This window comes from Hyphomicrobium sp. 2TAF46 (assembly GCF_052114865.1).
In the GTDB taxonomy this organism is placed as follows: domain Bacteria; phylum Pseudomonadota; class Alphaproteobacteria; order Rhizobiales; family Hyphomicrobiaceae; genus Hyphomicrobium_B.
This window is the reverse complement of record NZ_JBFRFO010000005.1, coordinates 221,858-238,393: the sequence shown is the minus strand read 5'-3', so window position 1 is coordinate 238,393 and position 16,536 is coordinate 221,858. Positions and strand designations below refer to the sequence as shown.

General features: G+C 59.5%; 16 protein-coding genes. 11 read left to right on the top strand and 5 right to left on the bottom strand.

Annotated features, from left to right (window positions below; genetic code table 11):
- Positions 1-3 precede the first annotated feature (3 nt).
- The 8 genes from AB4Z24_RS12520 to hutX all read left to right on the top strand — a co-directional run bounded on the left by AB4Z24_RS12520 (position 4) and on the right by hutX (position 5,185).
- Entirely contained in the window at positions 4-570 is a 567-nt protein-coding gene (locus AB4Z24_RS12520; protein ID WP_441708547.1) for a hypothetical protein, read from the top strand.
- 51 nt (positions 571-621) lie between these two features.
- Positions 622-843 (top strand): hemin uptake protein HemP, encoded by a 222-nt coding sequence (hemP, locus tag AB4Z24_RS12515; RefSeq protein ID WP_441708545.1) that lies wholly within the window; start codon positions 622-624, stop codon positions 841-843.
- A 23-nt stretch (positions 844-866) separates the two neighbouring features.
- Positions 867-1,790: a heme/hemin ABC transporter substrate-binding protein gene (locus tag AB4Z24_RS12510; protein WP_441708543.1), complete on the top strand. Its 924-nt coding sequence runs from the start codon at positions 867-869 to the stop codon at positions 1,788-1,790.
- Positions 1,787-2,872 (top strand): FecCD family ABC transporter permease, encoded by a 1,086-nt coding sequence (locus AB4Z24_RS12505; protein ID WP_441708541.1) that lies wholly within the window; start codon positions 1,787-1,789, stop codon positions 2,870-2,872. Before AB4Z24_RS12510 ends, AB4Z24_RS12505 begins: the two co-directional genes overlap by 4 nt.
- A gap of 3 nt (positions 2,873-2,875) precedes the next feature.
- Entirely contained in the window at positions 2,876-3,697 is an 822-nt protein-coding gene (locus AB4Z24_RS12500; protein ID WP_441708539.1) for a heme ABC transporter ATP-binding protein, read from the top strand.
- On the top strand, positions 3,694-4,092 hold the full coding sequence (locus AB4Z24_RS12495) for a bleomycin resistance protein (RefSeq protein ID WP_441708537.1): 399 nt from the start codon (positions 3,694-3,696) through the stop codon (positions 4,090-4,092). Before AB4Z24_RS12500 ends, AB4Z24_RS12495 begins: the two co-directional genes overlap by 4 nt.
- Positions 4,093-4,304: 212 nt before the next feature.
- The gene (locus AB4Z24_RS12490) at positions 4,305-4,655 is read left to right on the top strand and encodes an antibiotic biosynthesis monooxygenase family protein (protein WP_441708535.1); all 351 of its coding nucleotides are present in this window, start codon (positions 4,305-4,307) and stop codon (positions 4,653-4,655) included.
- Positions 4,656-4,663: 8 nt separating this feature from the next.
- Entirely contained in the window at positions 4,664-5,185 is a 522-nt protein-coding gene (gene hutX, locus AB4Z24_RS12485; RefSeq protein ID WP_441708533.1) for a heme utilization cystosolic carrier protein HutX, read from the top strand.
- A gap of 74 nt (positions 5,186-5,259) precedes the next feature.
- On the opposite strand, the gene AB4Z24_RS12480 is transcribed toward hutX, so the two are convergent.
- The 3 genes from AB4Z24_RS12480 to AB4Z24_RS12470 all read right to left on the bottom strand — a co-directional run bounded on the left by AB4Z24_RS12480 (position 5,260) and on the right by AB4Z24_RS12470 (position 8,703).
- The gene (locus AB4Z24_RS12480; RefSeq protein ID WP_441708532.1) at positions 5,260-6,630 is read right to left on the bottom strand and encodes a sensor histidine kinase; all 1,371 of its coding nucleotides are present in this window, start codon (positions 6,628-6,630) and stop codon (positions 5,260-5,262) included.
- Positions 6,617-7,294 (bottom strand): winged helix-turn-helix domain-containing protein, encoded by a 678-nt coding sequence (locus tag AB4Z24_RS12475; RefSeq protein ID WP_441708530.1) that lies wholly within the window; start codon positions 7,292-7,294, stop codon positions 6,617-6,619. Before AB4Z24_RS12475 ends, AB4Z24_RS12480 begins: the two co-directional genes overlap by 14 nt.
- 143 nt (positions 7,295-7,437) lie before the next feature.
- On the bottom strand, positions 7,438-8,703 hold the full coding sequence (locus tag AB4Z24_RS12470) for a multidrug effflux MFS transporter (protein WP_441708528.1): 1,266 nt from the start codon (positions 8,701-8,703) through the stop codon (positions 7,438-7,440).
- Positions 8,704-9,231: 528 nt separating this feature from the next.
- Between AB4Z24_RS12470 and AB4Z24_RS12465 the strand changes: the two genes are divergently transcribed.
- Positions 9,232-9,792 (top strand): LabA-like NYN domain-containing protein, encoded by a 561-nt coding sequence (locus AB4Z24_RS12465; RefSeq protein WP_441708526.1) that lies wholly within the window; start codon positions 9,232-9,234, stop codon positions 9,790-9,792.
- Positions 9,793-10,022: 230 nt separating this feature from the next.
- On the opposite strand, the gene AB4Z24_RS12460 is transcribed toward AB4Z24_RS12465, so the two are convergent.
- On the bottom strand, positions 10,023-10,319 hold the full coding sequence (locus AB4Z24_RS12460; RefSeq protein WP_441708524.1) for a hypothetical protein: 297 nt from the start codon (positions 10,317-10,319) through the stop codon (positions 10,023-10,025).
- A gap of 158 nt (positions 10,320-10,477) precedes the next feature.
- Between AB4Z24_RS12460 and AB4Z24_RS12455 the strand changes: the two genes are divergently transcribed.
- Both AB4Z24_RS12455 and AB4Z24_RS12450 read left to right on the top strand, forming a co-directional pair.
- Entirely contained in the window at positions 10,478-13,642 is a 3,165-nt protein-coding gene (locus AB4Z24_RS12455; RefSeq protein WP_441708522.1) for an efflux RND transporter permease subunit, read from the top strand.
- A 14-nt stretch (positions 13,643-13,656) separates the two neighbouring features.
- Positions 13,657-14,838 carry an efflux RND transporter periplasmic adaptor subunit gene (locus tag AB4Z24_RS12450; RefSeq protein WP_441708520.1) on the top strand — a complete coding sequence of 394 codons (1,182 nt, stop codon included), beginning with the start codon at positions 13,657-13,659 and terminating at the stop codon, positions 14,836-14,838.
- A gap of 84 nt (positions 14,839-14,922) precedes the next feature.
- Here the strand turns inward: AB4Z24_RS12450 and bcsS are convergent, their stop codons facing one another.
- Positions 14,923-16,359 (bottom strand): cellulose biosynthesis protein BcsS, encoded by a 1,437-nt coding sequence (bcsS, locus tag AB4Z24_RS12445; RefSeq protein WP_441708518.1) that lies wholly within the window; start codon positions 16,357-16,359, stop codon positions 14,923-14,925.
- Between the last annotated feature and the right edge of the window lie 177 nt (positions 16,360-16,536).

The window sequence follows — 16,536 nt, the reverse complement described above, 5'->3', positions numbered from 1 at the left end:
GTCATGCGAAACAAACCTTCGAAGACGAACGACGGCAAGGGCACTGGAGAAGATGTCTGTGCGGGGCACGCACTCGGTTTTCCAATGCGGGCTGAACTCGGATTTCTGCCGATCGAAAGCGTCACGCTCGATGTCTTTCGCTGTCTTTGCGAAATCTACACCACAGGCGCTGTGCAGCCGTGGGAAATCGCCATGAGAGAGGCCGAAGAAAAGCTCGGCGCTAGCGAAGGCCCCGTGCTGGTCGGGCGTGTTACAGCTCTGCTCAGAGCGCTCAGATCCGAACGCAAGGTCGGCTTTTCCTATCTCAGCATCGGCTGCCAGCATGTTTCACCGGACGAGCTTGCCGTATCGGGATTGCTCAGGGCCGCGCGTGCTGGCGATGAGCGTGCATTGGAGCGCGGACTGAAACTGGCGCTCGATGGGCCCCATCCGTCCGTGCGGACGCAGGTTGCCATTCGCGCGCTCGCGTCCCAGCAATTGCAGCACATAAATCCCGGTGCGGACGCCACCGCGGACAGCGATTCTCACGAGCTGCAAAAGCAGACCGTCCAAAGCATCTATCTTCACTGACGGGCATGGAGAGATATGTCCGCGCGCAGCCCCTTATCGTTGATTGAGAGAATGCCTCCAAAAAAAGAGGTCGCGGATTCCGTTCTGCGGCAAGCGGGATTTAGCCCCGCCTCCACGACATCATCGCCAGACACGGAAGCTCCGGCCGAAGGTGGCGTCCGATACCGGGTCGACGAATTACTGAAGGGCAGCCGCGAGGCCATTCTCGTCCATCGCGGGCAAGAGTACCGCCTGCGGATTACCGCTACCGGCAAGCTCATTCTAACGAAATAAAAGGCAACTTGGGGCGTTTCAAAATGAGCGTGGCGACACGACGATTTGCAATTGCGGGCACGGCTCTTGCGCTCGCGGGATTATTGGCCGGCACGAGCGGCTATCACTCAGGCGCGTCGGCAGCTGACGGCGCCCCGCCGGCCGGCAGTGTTCGGATTTTGTCTCTTGGCGGCGACGTGACGGAAATTCTTTACGCTCTCGGACAAAGCGACAAGATCGTCGCCGTCGATACGACGAGCCTGTTCCCGGCGAGCGCGCTCAAAGACAAGAAGTCGGTCGGATATTTGCGTGCGCTTTCAGCGGAGGGGGTCCTTTCCATCAATCCGACACTCATTATCGCATCTGAACAAGCGGGGCCGCCCGAGGTTGTCAAAGCGATAAAGGGCAGCGGCGTGCAATACGTCGACATCGAGGAAAAGCAGACGGCCGAAGGTGTGCCGGACAAGGTTCGCCGCATTGGCCGCATCATCGGGGCGGAAGCGGACGCGCAGAAACTTGCTGCGAAAATCGAGGCCGATTTCGCAGCTCTCGACAACGACCGTAAGCAGATCAAAGGACGTAAGAAGGCGCTGTTCGTCCTCGCAGTTCAAAACGGACGGGCAACGATTGGCGGTACCGGCACGGGCGCGGACGCGATCCTTCAGCTTGCCGGCATCGACAATGCGGCCACCGGAGTCAGCGGCTACAAGCCCGTGAGCGACGAACAGCTGGCCGAGCTTGCGCCGGATGCCGTCATCGTGATGAGCCGCGGCGACGGCGACCACAGTGCCGCCAAGGTCGCGTTGTCGTTGCCGGGCCTCAGCCAATCACCAGCGGCAAAGGACAAACGTCTCGTCGAGATGGACGGGCAATATCTGCTCGGGTTCGGACCGCGCGCACCTTCGGCTGCGCATGACCTTATGAACGCTCTCTATTCAGAGCCCGCCAAAGCCGCAGCAACGCCGTGACCATCGCTGAGACCAGTATTGGGCGCATATCAGATGCTGTAAGGCCCGCTCGCCCTACGGTCTTCCTTGCGCTCACCGGGCTCCTTTTGCTGTCGGCAATTCTCTCGCTCGCCATCGGTCCGACGGGCGTTTCCCTGCAATCTCTGCCGCGCGCGTTCGCAGCGGCAGTTGGCTACGCAAATGACGCTAGCGCGGAACGCGACAGGCTGGTTTTGATCGATCTCAGGCTACCGCGAACTCTCCTCGCGGCGTTCGTTGGCGCGGCGCTTGCAACGTCGGGCGCGATGATGCAGGGGCTATTCCGCAATCCCCTTGCCGATCCGGGATTGATTGGCGTTTCTTCCGGCGCGGCGCTTGCGGCGATCGCAACGATCGTTCTTGGGCACGGGATCGCCGCTCCGCTGGTCGCGCCTTTTGGCATCTACGCGCTGCCGATAGCGGCGTTTTTCGGCGGCCTCGTGACAACAATCACGCTTGTTGCGATCGCCTCGCGACGCGGAGAGCTTGCCGTCGGAACCTTGCTTCTTGCCGGTATTGCGATCGGCGCATTGTCAGGCTCGCTCGGCGGATACATTGCCTACGCCAGCGATGACCGCGAACTCCGAGACCTCACGCTCTGGTCGATGGGCAGCCTTTCCGGCGCAAGCTGGCAAAAGGTTTTCGCCGTTCTGCCTTTTGCCGCAGCAGTTCTTCTGGTTGTGCCTCGGCTCATGCGCGGGCTCAACGGGTTTCTGCTTGGAGAGGCGGAAGCGATGCACCTCGGCATCGACATCGAACGCACGAAGCGGCTCACCATCGCAACGACGGCCGCGGCCGTTGGCGCCGCCGTAGCGGTTGCCGGCGTGATCGGCTTTGTCGGTCTAGTCGCCCCGCATGTGATGCGTCTCATTTCTGGTCCCGATCATCGCGCGGTGCTTCCGGGCAGCGCGATCCTCGGTGCGACACTCGTCATCGTTGCCGACATCATTGCGCGTATGGCGATCCGGCCAGCGGAGCTGCCCATTGGAATCGTGCTCGCGCTCGTCGGTGCGCCCGTCTTTCTGCATCTCGTGTTGAGACGCAATATCAGCGGCGGAGTATGAGCGATGCTTGAAGCCCGTCGCGTCTCAGTCATGGCTGGTCAGAAACGACTGATCGACGATGTCTCGCTGACGATCGCGCCCGGCCGATTGACGGCCATCATCGGTCCCAACGGCGCGGGTAAATCGACGCTGCTGCGCGTCATGGCGGGCGAGCTGAAGCCCAGCGAAGGCGCGGTTCTTCTGGATGGGACCGATCTTCGGCAAATTCCCGTTGCACGTCTCGCAATGCGGCGTTCGGTCGTCGCGCAATCGACAACGCTTTCCTTTCCGTTCACCGTTCTTGAAACTGTCATGTTGGGCGCGACGGTGCCGGCGTTCGGCATTCGCGACGACGATGCGGCGGTTGTCGCCCGTGACGCATTGGCCGCCGTGGGCCTCGCAAATTTCGAAATGCGGATGCTGAACCAGCTTTCGGGCGGCGAGCGTCAGCGCGTGCATATTGCTAGAGCACTATGCCAGTTGGCCACGGCTCCGCGGCCCGACACGGAAACGGCGGCGCTGTTGCTCGATGAGCCGACCGCGAGCCTAGATCTCAAGCATCAATGCGATGTGCTCAGCCTCATCAAAGCACAATCCACCGAACGACGCGCAGTGATGCTCGTCATTCACGATCTCAATCTTGCCGCAGCGTTCGCCGATGAAATCGTGCTTATGGCCGCTGGCAAGGTCGTCGGAAAAGGTAATCCTGACGACCTCTTGAATGAGGATCTGCTCAGTCACACGTTCGGGTGTCGATTGCGGGTCGTATCGTCCGGCGACGGCGGGCGATTGATCCTGCCTGCGGCGATCACACGCAGAATGATAATCGGAGCAGCTGCAGAATGATGACGTTACCCGACGAACTCGTTGCCGACGGCGTCGCAGTGCCCTTGGCAATACCCGTTTTACTTTCGACAGATATCGAGCGTTCGGTGGAAACCTATGACAGCAAGGGCTTCGCCGTCGTACGTGCCGCCCATAATTATCTTATTCTGAGACGACGTGCCATCGAAGTGCACGTATCGTCGGTCGCTCAGGTTCCCGAGCCACATTGCGTTTCTGCCTACATTCGTGTCGCCGACGTCGACGAATGGTATTCGGCGTTCAAGATAGGCCCGGCGAAGCGTCTGTCCGAGATTTCGGACAAGCCGTGGGGCATGCGGGAATTCCATTTCATCGACGATGACGGAAATCTTCTCAATATCGGGCAGATGCTGCCAACGCACATTGCATACCGTTAGCAAGCGCTTGACGATAATGTTGACTTTTTATGGACACAACAATAGCGTTCCGCCGCGGCGTGGGGATTTCTCGTCTCGGTAGCGCTCCGCAAAATCGAATTGGAAATGCGTCTTAGGGCAATCTGACTTCCCGTCTCGCAGCTCTGAGATAGCCAGCAGCCCGGATGCCGAGCATCCGGGCTGCCATTTTGCTCAATAGAAAGGTGCAGCAAATGTACATCGCGATGAACCGCTTCAAGGTCGAGCCCGACCTCGCAAAAGATTTTGAGCAGCTTTGGATCACTCGCGAAGTGAACCTGCACAAGGAGCCGGGCTTCCAGTCGTTCCACTTGCTTCGGGGACCCGCGCGCGAGGACCATATTCTTTATTCGTCGCATACTGTCTGGAACTCGTTTGCCGACTTCGAGGCGTGGACGAAATCGGAATCGTTCCGGAAGTCTCATGCCTCTGCAGGGGGAGCGACGCGGAAGCTCTATCTCGGCCATCCGGAGTTTGAAGGGTTCGAGGCGATCCAGGAAGTTCGCTCGGACGGTTCGAAGTCCGTTCTTGCAGCGGCCGAGTGAACAGCAGCATGAGTGAAGCTCTTTCAACTGAAGCAACCACGCGGCCGCCCCTGCGCGAGCGGCTGGCGAAGAATGCCGACGGCATTCTCGAGCAGATCGCCCGCGACTACGGTGTCAGCACATTCGAAGCTGTCGAAGCGCTTCCGGATGCGCACCGGTCTATTGTACCCGGCAGTGCGTTCGAGAAAATATTGGCGGCTCTGACCGCCTGGGGTCCCGTGGTCTTCATCGTCCATACCCCAGACATCGTGCTCGAATGCGAAGGGCCAATTCCGCCCGGCACGATCGGGCGCGGGTATTTCAACCTGCACGGCGATAGCCCGATCGGCGGGCATATCAAGGCGGAAAACTGCACGCACATCGCGTTTGTCGCGCGTCCATTCATGGGCCGGGAATCGCGGTCCGTTCAGTTCTTCAATGGCGCAGGCGAAGCGATGTTCAAGATTTTCGTTCGCCGCGACGAGCAGCGCGAACTGATCAAAGAGCAGGTGGCGTTGTTCGACGATCTGAGAACAACTTTTTCAAGCTGAACTTCATTCGATCCGAAGCTGATAAGAATTCGAGGGGCGCATTCTCATGCGCCCCTTTGTTTTGTCGCCCCGGCTCAAGCGGCCGGGAAACGGACTTCCGCCCGCAGGCCCGGCTCATTATCGAAGAGCTCGATCTTCGCCGAATGAAGTTCGACGATTGCCGCGACCAGGCTAAGGCCCAGACCGCTACCTTCCGTCGAGCGGGCGCGTTCGAGCCGATAGAGGCGGCGGAACACGTTCACCCGCTCGTGCTGTGGAATGCTCGGCCCCGTGTCGGCAACGTCTGCAACATAGGCGTTTCCGCGCGCATAGAGGCGCATCGTTATTTCCGTGCCCTTCGGACAATGGCGAATGGAATTCTCGACGAGGTTCGCGAAGAGCTGAACGAGAAGTTCGGGATCGCCGCGAACGTAAGCGGCGCCCGGCCAATCGCAAATGTAGTTCAGCCTATCTCCCGCGTCCTCCGCCACGACGTCGTAGACGTCACGAACATCGGCAAGCAAAAGCGCCAGGTCGACGGTCACAAATCGCGACTTGCGCGCACCGGCCTCGATTTGCGTAATCCGGAGCAGGGCGTCGAAGGTCTCAGATATGGAATCGATATCTCCCAACGCGGCGTCGATGGCGTTGCGAAACTCCTGTTTGTCTTCGCCGCGCCGCGCATCCTCAAGGCGCTGGCGCAAACGTCCGAGCGGCTTCTTGAGATCGTGAGCGATATCGGACGACGATTGATTGACGTTCTCGATCAGCCGCTGCAGATCGCCTAGCATGCGGTTTACTTGCAGCGCCACCTGATCGATGTCGTCATGCAGTCCCGATATCGGTACGCGGGCGGTGACTTCGCCTTGGGAGACTTTCGCAAGGGGCCGGGAAAAGGCATCGATGCGATGTTGCGCTTCCCGTGCGAAATAAACCGCGCAGAGAGCGAGCGGCAGGGCTGCAGCAAGCAACCCGTAAGCGAGCAGCTTCAGCAGAAACGATTTCATCTGCTTGACTTCGCTCTTGTCGCTGCCGACGAGAAGCCGGCCTTTGACGAGCGGCCTCCAAATCGCAAGGAATTCGTCGTCGGGCTCGCCGCGATCGAGAGTGAGAAACATTTCCGCGCGTTTGAGCGTCATCCAGTTCTTGGAATCCCTGACGCCGCGGACATTGCCGGCGAGAAAATTCCCGTTCTTGTCGACAAGCTCTATGATGAAATCGGGATCGCGGACGGATTCGCTTTCGCTGGCGACGAGAGCGACGAGGTCGTCGAACGTGCGTTCGCCGTCGAGCGCGGCGAGTGAATCGAGCGTCGTCTCGACGCGATCGCGAATGTCAGCGACGAGGCGCTCAGTCGCGACCAAATAGACGACGGTGAAAAGCGCTAGGATCGTCGTTATGAAGAATAGTGAGAAGGTCGCCGCCAAACGGAAAGGCGTGCGCTTCAGAAGATCACGAGCCGTCATGGACCGTGTATCCGCTCCCGCGAATGGTGTGGATCAGCTCTTTGCCATACGGCTTGTCGATCTTGGCGCGAAGCCGCGAAATGTGGGTTTCGACGACGCTCGTCTTCGGATCGAAATGGAAGCTCCAGACACGCTCGAGCAGCATCGTTCGCGTCACGACGCGACCACGATTGCGCATCAGGACTTCGAGCAGGCGGAACTCCCGCGGCTGGAGATCGATGATGTCGCCTCCACGCGTCACTTTGCGGGCGACCAGATCGATTTCGAGATCGCCGACTTTGAGACGCGTCTCCTCGCCCTTCGTGTGGGGTCGGCGGGCGAGCGCATTGACGCGCGCCAAAAGCTCAGAGAATGCAAATGGCTTCACGAGATAGTCGTCGGCGCCGGCATCGAGACCTTCGACACGGTCATCAACGCCGCCGAGCGCGGTCAGAAACAAGACGGGCACGCCGCGGCCGGCACTTCGAATGGTCTTTATGATGGCGAGTCCGTCAAGGCTCGGAAGCATCCGATCGAGAATGATCACGTCATAATTCTCGGCGACGGCTTGCGCGACCGCGTCGCGTCCATCGGCAAGATGGTCCACCGTGTGGCCCTCTTCCTCGAGGCCGTTCAAGACATATCTTGCAGTATTCAGGTCGTCTTCAAGCAGGAGAATTCTCATGCCCGTCTGCCCTCATGCATCCGGGATTTAGCCTTCGGCATTCCCGTCGCTGCCGCAGCATGTAGTACATGACGCAATGGGTGGCCAGAGCGAGATGGCTTCCACGCCCGCATTACGTAAATTTTAGGCAAGTAAATTGCCCGCTATGCGGGGCGATTGCGCCCCAATAATCCCTTTGAGCCCTCTATCGCGAAAACGATCAGCCCCCCGATTATGCTGCACGCTGCAAATCCCGCGGCAATCGGCAAAATCGAGTGGTCGAAGGATGCGGCGACGGTACCGCCGGCGATCGCGCCGACGGCGGTGCTGAGAGAACCGACGACCGACGACGCCATTCCGGCGTTGTGTCCCTGCGGCTCCATCGCCAGCGCGTTGAAGTTCGGCGCTATCAATCCGAAGAGAAAAAATGCGAGACCCATTGCGGCCGCGAAGATCCAGAAGCTGGCAACGCCCAGTGCCGCGGCGGAAGCCAACAGCGCTGATACGCCGATGAATCCGAATAGGGCCGCATGCGATAGGCGTCGCATTCCGAACCGGCCGACAAGGCGGGCGTTCACAAACGAAGCCAAGGCCATCGCCGAAGCCAACGCGCCGAAGATGACGGGGAAGATATCGCCCAGGCCAAACACGCCGACGAAAACCTGCTGAGCGCTCGCGACGTAGGCGAGAAGGCATCCGAACATGAAGCCGCCTGCAGCTCCGTAACCGACGGTCTGACTGTTCAAGACGGCCGCGAGAACGGATGCCCGCAGTGTCATCGCATGCTCCACGCCGAGGGCCGGACGCGCCGTCTCAGGCAATCGCGCTCCGGACCAGATGGCGGCGCTGACCGACATCACCAGCAGTACGAAGAAGATCCATTGCCAACTGCTGAATAGAACCACGGCCTGCCCAACCGACGGGGCGAAGACGGGTATCATGATGAAGACGACCATCGCAAAGGACATCACCCGGGCCATCTGACGGCCGCTATAAAGATCGCGGACGACCGCAACGGCTATGATGCGCGGAGACGCCGCGCCGAGCCCCTGGACGATGCGCGCAAGCAGTAGCATTTGGAACGACCCGGCCATGATCGCACCTATCGTCCCAAGGATGAAAATCGCAAGGCCGGTCATGAGGACCCGTTTGCGGCCGAGGTGATCGGAGAGCGGTCCGAAGAAGATCTGGCCCAAGGAGAAGCCGGCCATGTAAACAATGATGACAAGCTGCCTGTCGTTTTCCTTCTCGACGCCGAACGTCGCAGCGATCTCAGGCAACGCCGGCAGCATGATGTCGATCGACAGCGCCGTGATCGCCATCAGAGCCGCGATCAGACAGACGAATTCTATGAACGAGATCTGAAGGGGGCTAGCCGGGATGTCCGAGCGCAACGCTCGCGCGCGCGTCTCGCTCTCTGACGTTGCCATTTCGTGTTCCTGAAGTTGAGTTTAAGGGGCCGGTCCGAACAACGCCGGCGGCCGGCGCTCGATGGCGCAAACGGCACTGGCCCTGGTTCCGCGTTTCGACCCGCTGGTTAGCACGGGACGTCCGGCGCGTCATGGCGCGGGTTCATGGCATCGCCGCGGCGAAATCGCAAATGTGACAGTCGGATCGTACGCGGACCAGCAACCTTAGCGCCCCAGTCATTTTTTCCGAAACTGCAGCGCTCCGCTTACGCGAAAATCAACGTCAGCGCCGAGACCTCATCCGGACCTCCAAATTTTTTTTCCGCGACGAGGGAACCCGCTGGCATATTTCGCACCACGAGAAATTCTTCTGACAAAAATGTCAGAATTGGCCGGATACGACGCCACAATATCCACCGGCCGCAATTTAGTGCGGGTACAGTGGTTAGAAATGGGAAACGGCGAGTTCAACAAGCATTGACAATTCTCGATATAGACAGAGAATACTCTGCACGAGGACTTTGGCCATGCATGTTTTTGGAATGCCTCATGCATTTTTATCCGACGGAGCGCGTTGCTTTATTTATTGATGGCGCAAATCTCTATGCTGCAGCAAAACTGCTCGGCTTTGACATCGACTATCGGAGGTTGCTCCGGCTCTTCAGGGGCAAGGTGCAGCTCGTAAGAGCACTCTATTACACCGCCATCGCCGACGAGCAGCAGTACTCGTCCATCCGGCCGTTGATCGATTGGCTCGAGTACAACGGATTTTCGATGGTGACCAAGGCATCGAAAGAGTTCATCGACAGCGCCGGGCGCCGACGCATCAAAGGCAACATGGACATCGAGCTTGCCGTCGATGCGATGCGGCTTGCCGACAACCTCGATCACATCGTGATCTTTTCCGGAGACGGCGATTTTCGCAGTCTGGTCGCCGCTCTCCAGCAAATGGGCAAGAGAGTGAGCATCGTTTCGACGTTGCAGACGCAGCCGCCGATGATCGCCGATGAGCTACGCCGTCAAGCCGATCAGTTTCTGGAACTGGCGGATCTCGAAAAGGAAATCGGACGCGCCCAAAACGGACCGCCGCTGACGCAGGAAGAGCTTTAGGCTCATTCTGAACTCAGCTGCCCTCCATCTTCAATGCGCATGTCTTTGCGGACAATTCTTTTTCTGAGGAACGAATGGACAGATAGCTGGACTGGCTATGGAACTATGGTTTCGCAGCTCGGGACAATCCGTATTCCAGATTTCCCTTGACCGGCTTCAATCGACGGAATTCCGTTTCATTCAAGCCGAACATTTGTCGTCCGGTTTGCCTGTAATTGGGCTGAATTGGTCTAAGCCAGATGGCGGCTCAATCGCGCGGGGCTTTTCGATTGGATTTTTTCGCTGGCGCCTTTTTTGATCAGCGTTCGCCCCAGGTTCTTTTTGGCCGAGTCCAATTCCCAAGAGGCGTTCGGTTGTCGATTGCCGCTACCAGTCCGGATGTCCGATCCGGTCGAGCGACCTGCCAAAACCTCAGTGTTACGACCGATCGCCACCGTGACAGCGGCATTTTGTGGCAGCAAAGATACGATGTTCGATAGAAGTTGCGGGTGAATGCTGGCGAAGCTGGAAACGATCCCCATTTTCATCTGTGTAAGGTTTTCTGGTCGCCCTGTTTACCTCGCCCAAAGATTGCGGAAATGGCTGCTTGAGGTGATAGAGGGTTAGTGTCTTTAAGAGGGTATGGGTTCCAAGGGAACGCCAAGGCCGTCCTCGGCGGCTACCCCGCATCAACGTCGGACGGCGCATGGTCAATTTCTTTATTCACCGGCCCATCTTTGCCTCGGCAATCGCCGTCATCATGGTCCTGGCGGGCACCATTTGCTATTTTCTGCTGCCAGTGTCGCAACTTCCCGATGTAACGCCGCCGCAAGTGGTAGTGAGTGCGATCTATCCCGGCGCCAGCGCCCAGGTCGTCGCCGACACCGTTACGACGCCGCTCGAACAGCAGATCAACGGCGTCGAAGGCATGACGTACATGTCGTCGTCGAGTTCCAACGACGGCTCGTCGAATATCACGATCACATTCGACGTCGGTTATCCGCTCAGCATTGCTGCCGTCGACGTCCAGAACCGCGTGGCTGAGGCCGCGTCGGCGTTGCCGCCGATCGTCAACCAGGCCGGCATCTCGATCCGAAAGCAGAACCCGAATTTCGTCCTGATCGTCAACCTGACGTCGCCTGACCATTCGGTCGATCCGGTGACGCTCAGCAATTATGCCTACCTTCAAATCGTCGATCCCTTGAAGCGCATCGCGGGTGTCGGCGACGTGCAGATTTTCGGCGAGCGGCGCTATTCGATGCGTCTTTGGCTCGATCCAGACAAGCTGTCTCAGCTCGGCATTACGGCCGTCGACGTTCAAAATGCGGTTGCGGAGCAAAATATCCAGGTCGCGGCCGGAAAGATCGGCCAGTCGCCGGCGCCCCCCGGAACGCCGTTCGAAATGCAGGTTAACGCGACCGGGCGGCTCAGCAATCCGGAAGAATTCGGCAACATCGTCGTGCGATCGAACCCGGCGACCGGTGCCATCGTCCGGCTGCGCGATGTGGCCCGTATCGAGCTTGGCGCGCTCCAATATTCGTCATCGGCGTTCTTCGGCAACGACCCGTCCGTCGTGCTCGCCGTTTTCCAGATGCCCGGTTCGAACGCGCTCGATCTCCAGGAGCGCGTGCTGACCAAGATGGACGAGCTTTCGAAGCGGTTCCCGAAGGGAATTGCTTACGGCATGCACTACGATACCACCCGGTTCGTTTCTGCCGCCATGCATGACGTGGTCTTCACGCTTCTCGAAGCTCTGGGCCTGGTCGTGCTCGTCGTTTACATCTTTTTGCAAAGTTGGCGCACGACGATCATTCCAACGATCGCCATACCCGTGTCGCTGATTGCGACGCTCGTCATCATGCACACGCTCGGGTTCTCACTGAATATGCTCAGCCTGCTCGGCATGGTGCTGGCGATCGGTCTTGTGGTCGATGACGCCATCGTGGTCGTGGAGAACGTCGAACGTCAGCTGGAAAATGGCCTGAAGCCGATGGCGGCGGCGTTAAAGGCCATGTCCGAAGTTACCGGTCCCATCATCGCGACCACCGGCGTGCTGATGGCCGTGTTCATTCCCGTGGCGTTCATCCCGGGGGTATCAGGCCGGCTCTATAATCAATTCGCGCTGACGGTTGCGATCTCGGTCGGCCTTTCTGCATTCAATTCGCTGACCCTCAGCCCGGCGCTGGCAGCGGTGTTCCTCCGTCATCGCGAGCCTGCGAAGTTCATCCTCTTCCGCTGGTTCAACGCCGGCTTCGACCGGCTCTCGCACGGCTACGCGCATCTGGTGCGGTTCCTGATCCGTATTCGCTGGGCGATGCTCTTCTTTTTCGCCGTGATACTTGGAGCGACGTATCTGATCTCCCAGCGCGTTCCTTCGACGTTTTTGCCGGTCGAGGATCAGGGATACTTTTTCGTCGTGGTGCAGCTGCCAGACGGCGCGTCGCTCGAACGAACCGACGCCGTCGCGAAGCAGGTCCGAGACATTCTCGAGAGCACGCCGGGCGTCGATATCGTCGGCTCGATCAGCGGCCTGAACTTCTTGACGAACGCGGCGCAATCGAACTCGGCCGTCGAATTCGCCATTCTGAAGCCCTGGAACGAACGGCCGCCAGAGCAAAGCGCGTCGCGCCTGGTGCAAGAGGTGCGCGGCAAGCTTCTCATGATCCCGGAAGCCTTCGCGCTCAGCTTCGATCCACCGTCGATACCGGGCCTTGGAACCACCGGCGGATTTGAATTCCAGGTCGAAGATCTGACGGGTCGCGGCAGCGTGGCGCTCAACGAGGCGACGCAAGCGCTGATCGCGGAGGCCCGCAAGCAGCCGGAACTCGACGCGCAGCAGCTGTTCACGTCGTTCTCGACCTCGACGCCGCAATTCAATTACGATCTCGACCGCTCCAAGGCGAAGCTCTTAGGCCTCAATCTGCCGGACGTCTTCAACACTCTGCAGATCTATCTCGGTTCGCTTTATGTAAACGACTTCAACCTTTTCGGCCGCACGTTCCGCGTGACGCTGCAGGCGGACAAAAACGCACGATCCGATCCTTCGAGCCTGTCGCGGCTTTACGTGCGCAATGCGACCGGCGGTATGGTACCGCTCAGCACGCTCGGAACGCTGAAGCCGATCGTCGGGCCTGAGACCGTGCCTCATTACAACAACTATGCTTCGGCGCTGATCAACGGCGGCCCCGCGCCGGGCTACAGCACGGGACAGGCCATCGCCGCGATGGAGCGTGCCGCGGCAACGGCACTGCCGCGCGATTTCAGTTACGAATGGACGGGCATCACCTTCCAGGAACTCAAGGCAGGCTCGATCGCTCTCGTCGTCTTTGCGTTGGCGAGCGTGTTCGTCTTTTTGATCCTCGCCGCGCAATACGAGAGCTGGTCAATGCCGTTCATGGTGCTGCTGGCGGTACCGCTCGCGCTCTTTGGTGCGCTCCTTGCGATCTGGGTGCGCGGCCTGCAGATCGACGTCTACTCGCAGATCGGGTTTGTGATGCTCATCGGTCTCGCGGCGAAGAATGCCATTCTGATTGTCGAGTTCGCGAAGAGACGGCGGCTCGAGGGATTGCCCATTATCGATGCGGCGATGGAAGCGGCGCGGCTGCGGCTTCGCCCGATCTTGATGACGGCGTTCGCTTTCATTCTCGGCGTCGTGCCGCTCATGATCGCGTCGGGAGCCGGCGCCGCCAGCCGGCAATCGATCGGCACGACGGTGTTCGGCGGCATGCTCGCCGCCACGCTGCTTACGTTGCTGTTCGTTCCGGTGTTCTACGCCATGATCGAAGAGTGGCGCGAAGGACGTGAAGCCAACATGTCCGGGGAACATGCGGCAACCGGCAACGATGCTTCACATCCGGCTGTTGCCAAATAGACAGGGATCTTGCGATGCGACTTTGGAAGATTGTCGTCCTGGCTTTGCTGGTTGCCGCTGGCGGCGCTGCCTACGTTCATCGGCAAGATCTTGCGAAGCTGATCGCCGCGGTTGAGAGTCCAGCCGCGCCGCCTCAAGCCGCCTTCGTCATGCCGGTGCCGGTCGCGCCCGTCGTCAAGCGGCCTGTAAACATCTATCTCGAATATTCGGCGCGCACCGAATCCATCCGTGACATCACGCTGCAAGCGCGGGTTTCAGGTTATGTGCAGAAGCAGGATGTTCCGGACGGCGCGGACGTTGCCGCGGGCGATCTTCTTTACGTGATCGATCCGCGCGATTACCAGGCGGAACTCGATCGTGCCAAAGCCCAGAAGCAGCGCGACATCGCCGCTCGCGACTATGCCAGCTCCAATCTCGAACGCGGGTCGGAACTCTCCAAGAGCGGATGGCTTGCCAAGGACACCTACGATCAGCGGTCGAGTTCGCTCCGGCAAGCGGACGCTGCCATAACAATCGACGACGCCGCCATTCGCACGGCCGAGCTCAATCTCGGATATACCGAAATTCGCGCGCCTTTCGCCGGGAGATTGGGCAAGAACCAGGCACCGCTCGGAGCACTCATCAGCGCTGGAGGTGGGCCTCTCAATACTCTCGTTCAAATCGATCCGATTTACGTGACGTTCAATCCGAGCGAAGCAGAGCTGCCCGCAATTCAGAAAGTGCGTGCCAGCGGCGCGACGGCTGCCGAGATTTTCGTGCCCGGGAACGACAAGCCGCTGCACAAAGGCACGATCACGTTCATCGATAACACCATCGATCGGCTGACGGGCACGCTCACAGCGCGAGCAACGATCGCCAACGCTGACCGGACACTTCTCCCCGGCCAGTACGTTCGCATCCGCATTCATGCCGGCGAAGATGCCAATGCTCTGATGGTGCCTCAAACGGCCCTCGGCTCGAGCCAACTTGGAAAATATGTCTACGTGGTCGGCGATAAGAATATTGCCCAGCAGAAGCTGGTGACGCTGGGCCCGGCGGACGGAGATCTCATCAGCGTAGTCGGCGTGGATGAGAAAGACCTGATCATTACCGGCAATCTGCAGAAGATCGGCCCCGGTTCGCCGGTGCAGCCTCTCACGGCGCCGCCGCCCCAGGCTGAGGGCAAGCCCTCCGTCGCTACGGGCGCCGTCAATTAATCCCTGCAGGGCACAAAGAGAAAGGCGCGGCTGAAAGGATCAGCGCGCGCCTTTTTTATTCATTCCGATAGGGGCTGATGCGCCTCAGAAATCCACTCGCAGCATCGATCCGCCGTAGACGCCTTCGCCGCCCGTTCTCGACTCGCCGCCGTTGTTTACGAACTGATGGCCGACGTTGAACGTGAGCTTGGCCGGAAGATTGTTCCACGGAAGATGGAAGGGGACCGTCGCAAAGGCGCCGACGCGAGTCGAGATATCGCCTTCGTCGCTATAGACCGAGCCTTCAGGTCCGACGATGAACCGCTTGAAGTTGTAGCCGACCCGCCCTTCCGCGAAGTAGGAATTGAAGGCCGTCGAGTAGCTGCCTTCGAGGCTTCCATAGTACTGGCTTTCGTCGTCGGTCTCGAGTTCGACAGCTACCTTGAAGCCATCGGCACCGCCACGTACATCATTCTGGAGATCGGCTGGCGAGAGATGCACGTTGCGCACTTCGTAGCCAAGATAAGCAGTGGCGCTCCAGTTGGAGAAGACCCACTGATAGCCGAGCATGACATCGAGAGAGCGGTCGTCTGCGTCGACCTTTGAGTCGAGCGGCGCGCCTGCATGATAATTATAGTCGGCGATAATGCCCTGCGTGCGGAGCACTGCACCGCTCTTGTAGAGATCGCCGCTCAAGCCGAAGACCGTGCCGCCGTAGTAGGCGACCGCGCCCTTCGCAGCGTCGATACCGCTATAGGAGATGACCTTCGGTCCGCGATCTTCCGTTACCGGATCGGGGTTCAAGACCTTCGCGCGGTCGAGCTTATAGACGAGCGCCGCCTGAACGGTGATGATCGAGGGGACTTCGCGGTCGACGAAATTGGCGCCGTCGACGTTTCCGCTGTTGGTCACCCGGCTACCGAAATCGGAATAACGGGCCTCGCCGCGGAGGTAGAAGTTGTCGTTCAGCCGCCGTTCGATGCCACCACCGACGAAGTAGCCGCTGAATGTCTGGCTGCCCTTGCCATGCACGGTTGGGCCGCCGCCATCCGGGTCGATGTCCCACCATCCATCATTGGAAAAGTGAGCCTGCGTATAACCGCCTGTCGCGTAGACCAGCGTCCGCTCGTTGAGCAGGAGGCCCGCACGCGCACCGATCGCCCACGAGCGATCGATCGTCATCGCGTTATGAATGTCTTCGTTGCCGCGATTGAGCTCGGAGGTCGAAAAATCCGCGAAGGCGCCGACGACGAAGCGGCTGCCCACTTGCCGGTCTATGCCGTAAATCAGCGAGACCAGACCGCCATCGGCGTACTCGTTTTTAGATGACGTAGCGTCAACGTCGCCCGAGTCGTCATGGTAGTTATTTTTCGAGTGGTTGTGGCCGTAGCCGGCGCCGACGCCGAAATAGACCCCAGACCAGCTCGGCGCTTCGACCTGAACCGGCGTGTCCTTCAGCGAGAAGGGGCCATCAGCCAATGCGGGCGCGACCATCATGGGCATAGCCCATGCAGAGGCAACAAACGCAAAAAGTTTATTCATAGCTCATCCTCAGGCGCGAAACCGCGAGCGCGCATACGCTCCCATCCCGGTGCGAAGATGGGATAACCTCGACTCGAACTTCTCAATGTCGAGATTGAGGGAAAGTGATTCGCGTGCTCGAGTCGAGTTTAGCGTCGATGTCCACTGCTTGAGACCTCCCGGCGCTGGCCGGGAAGC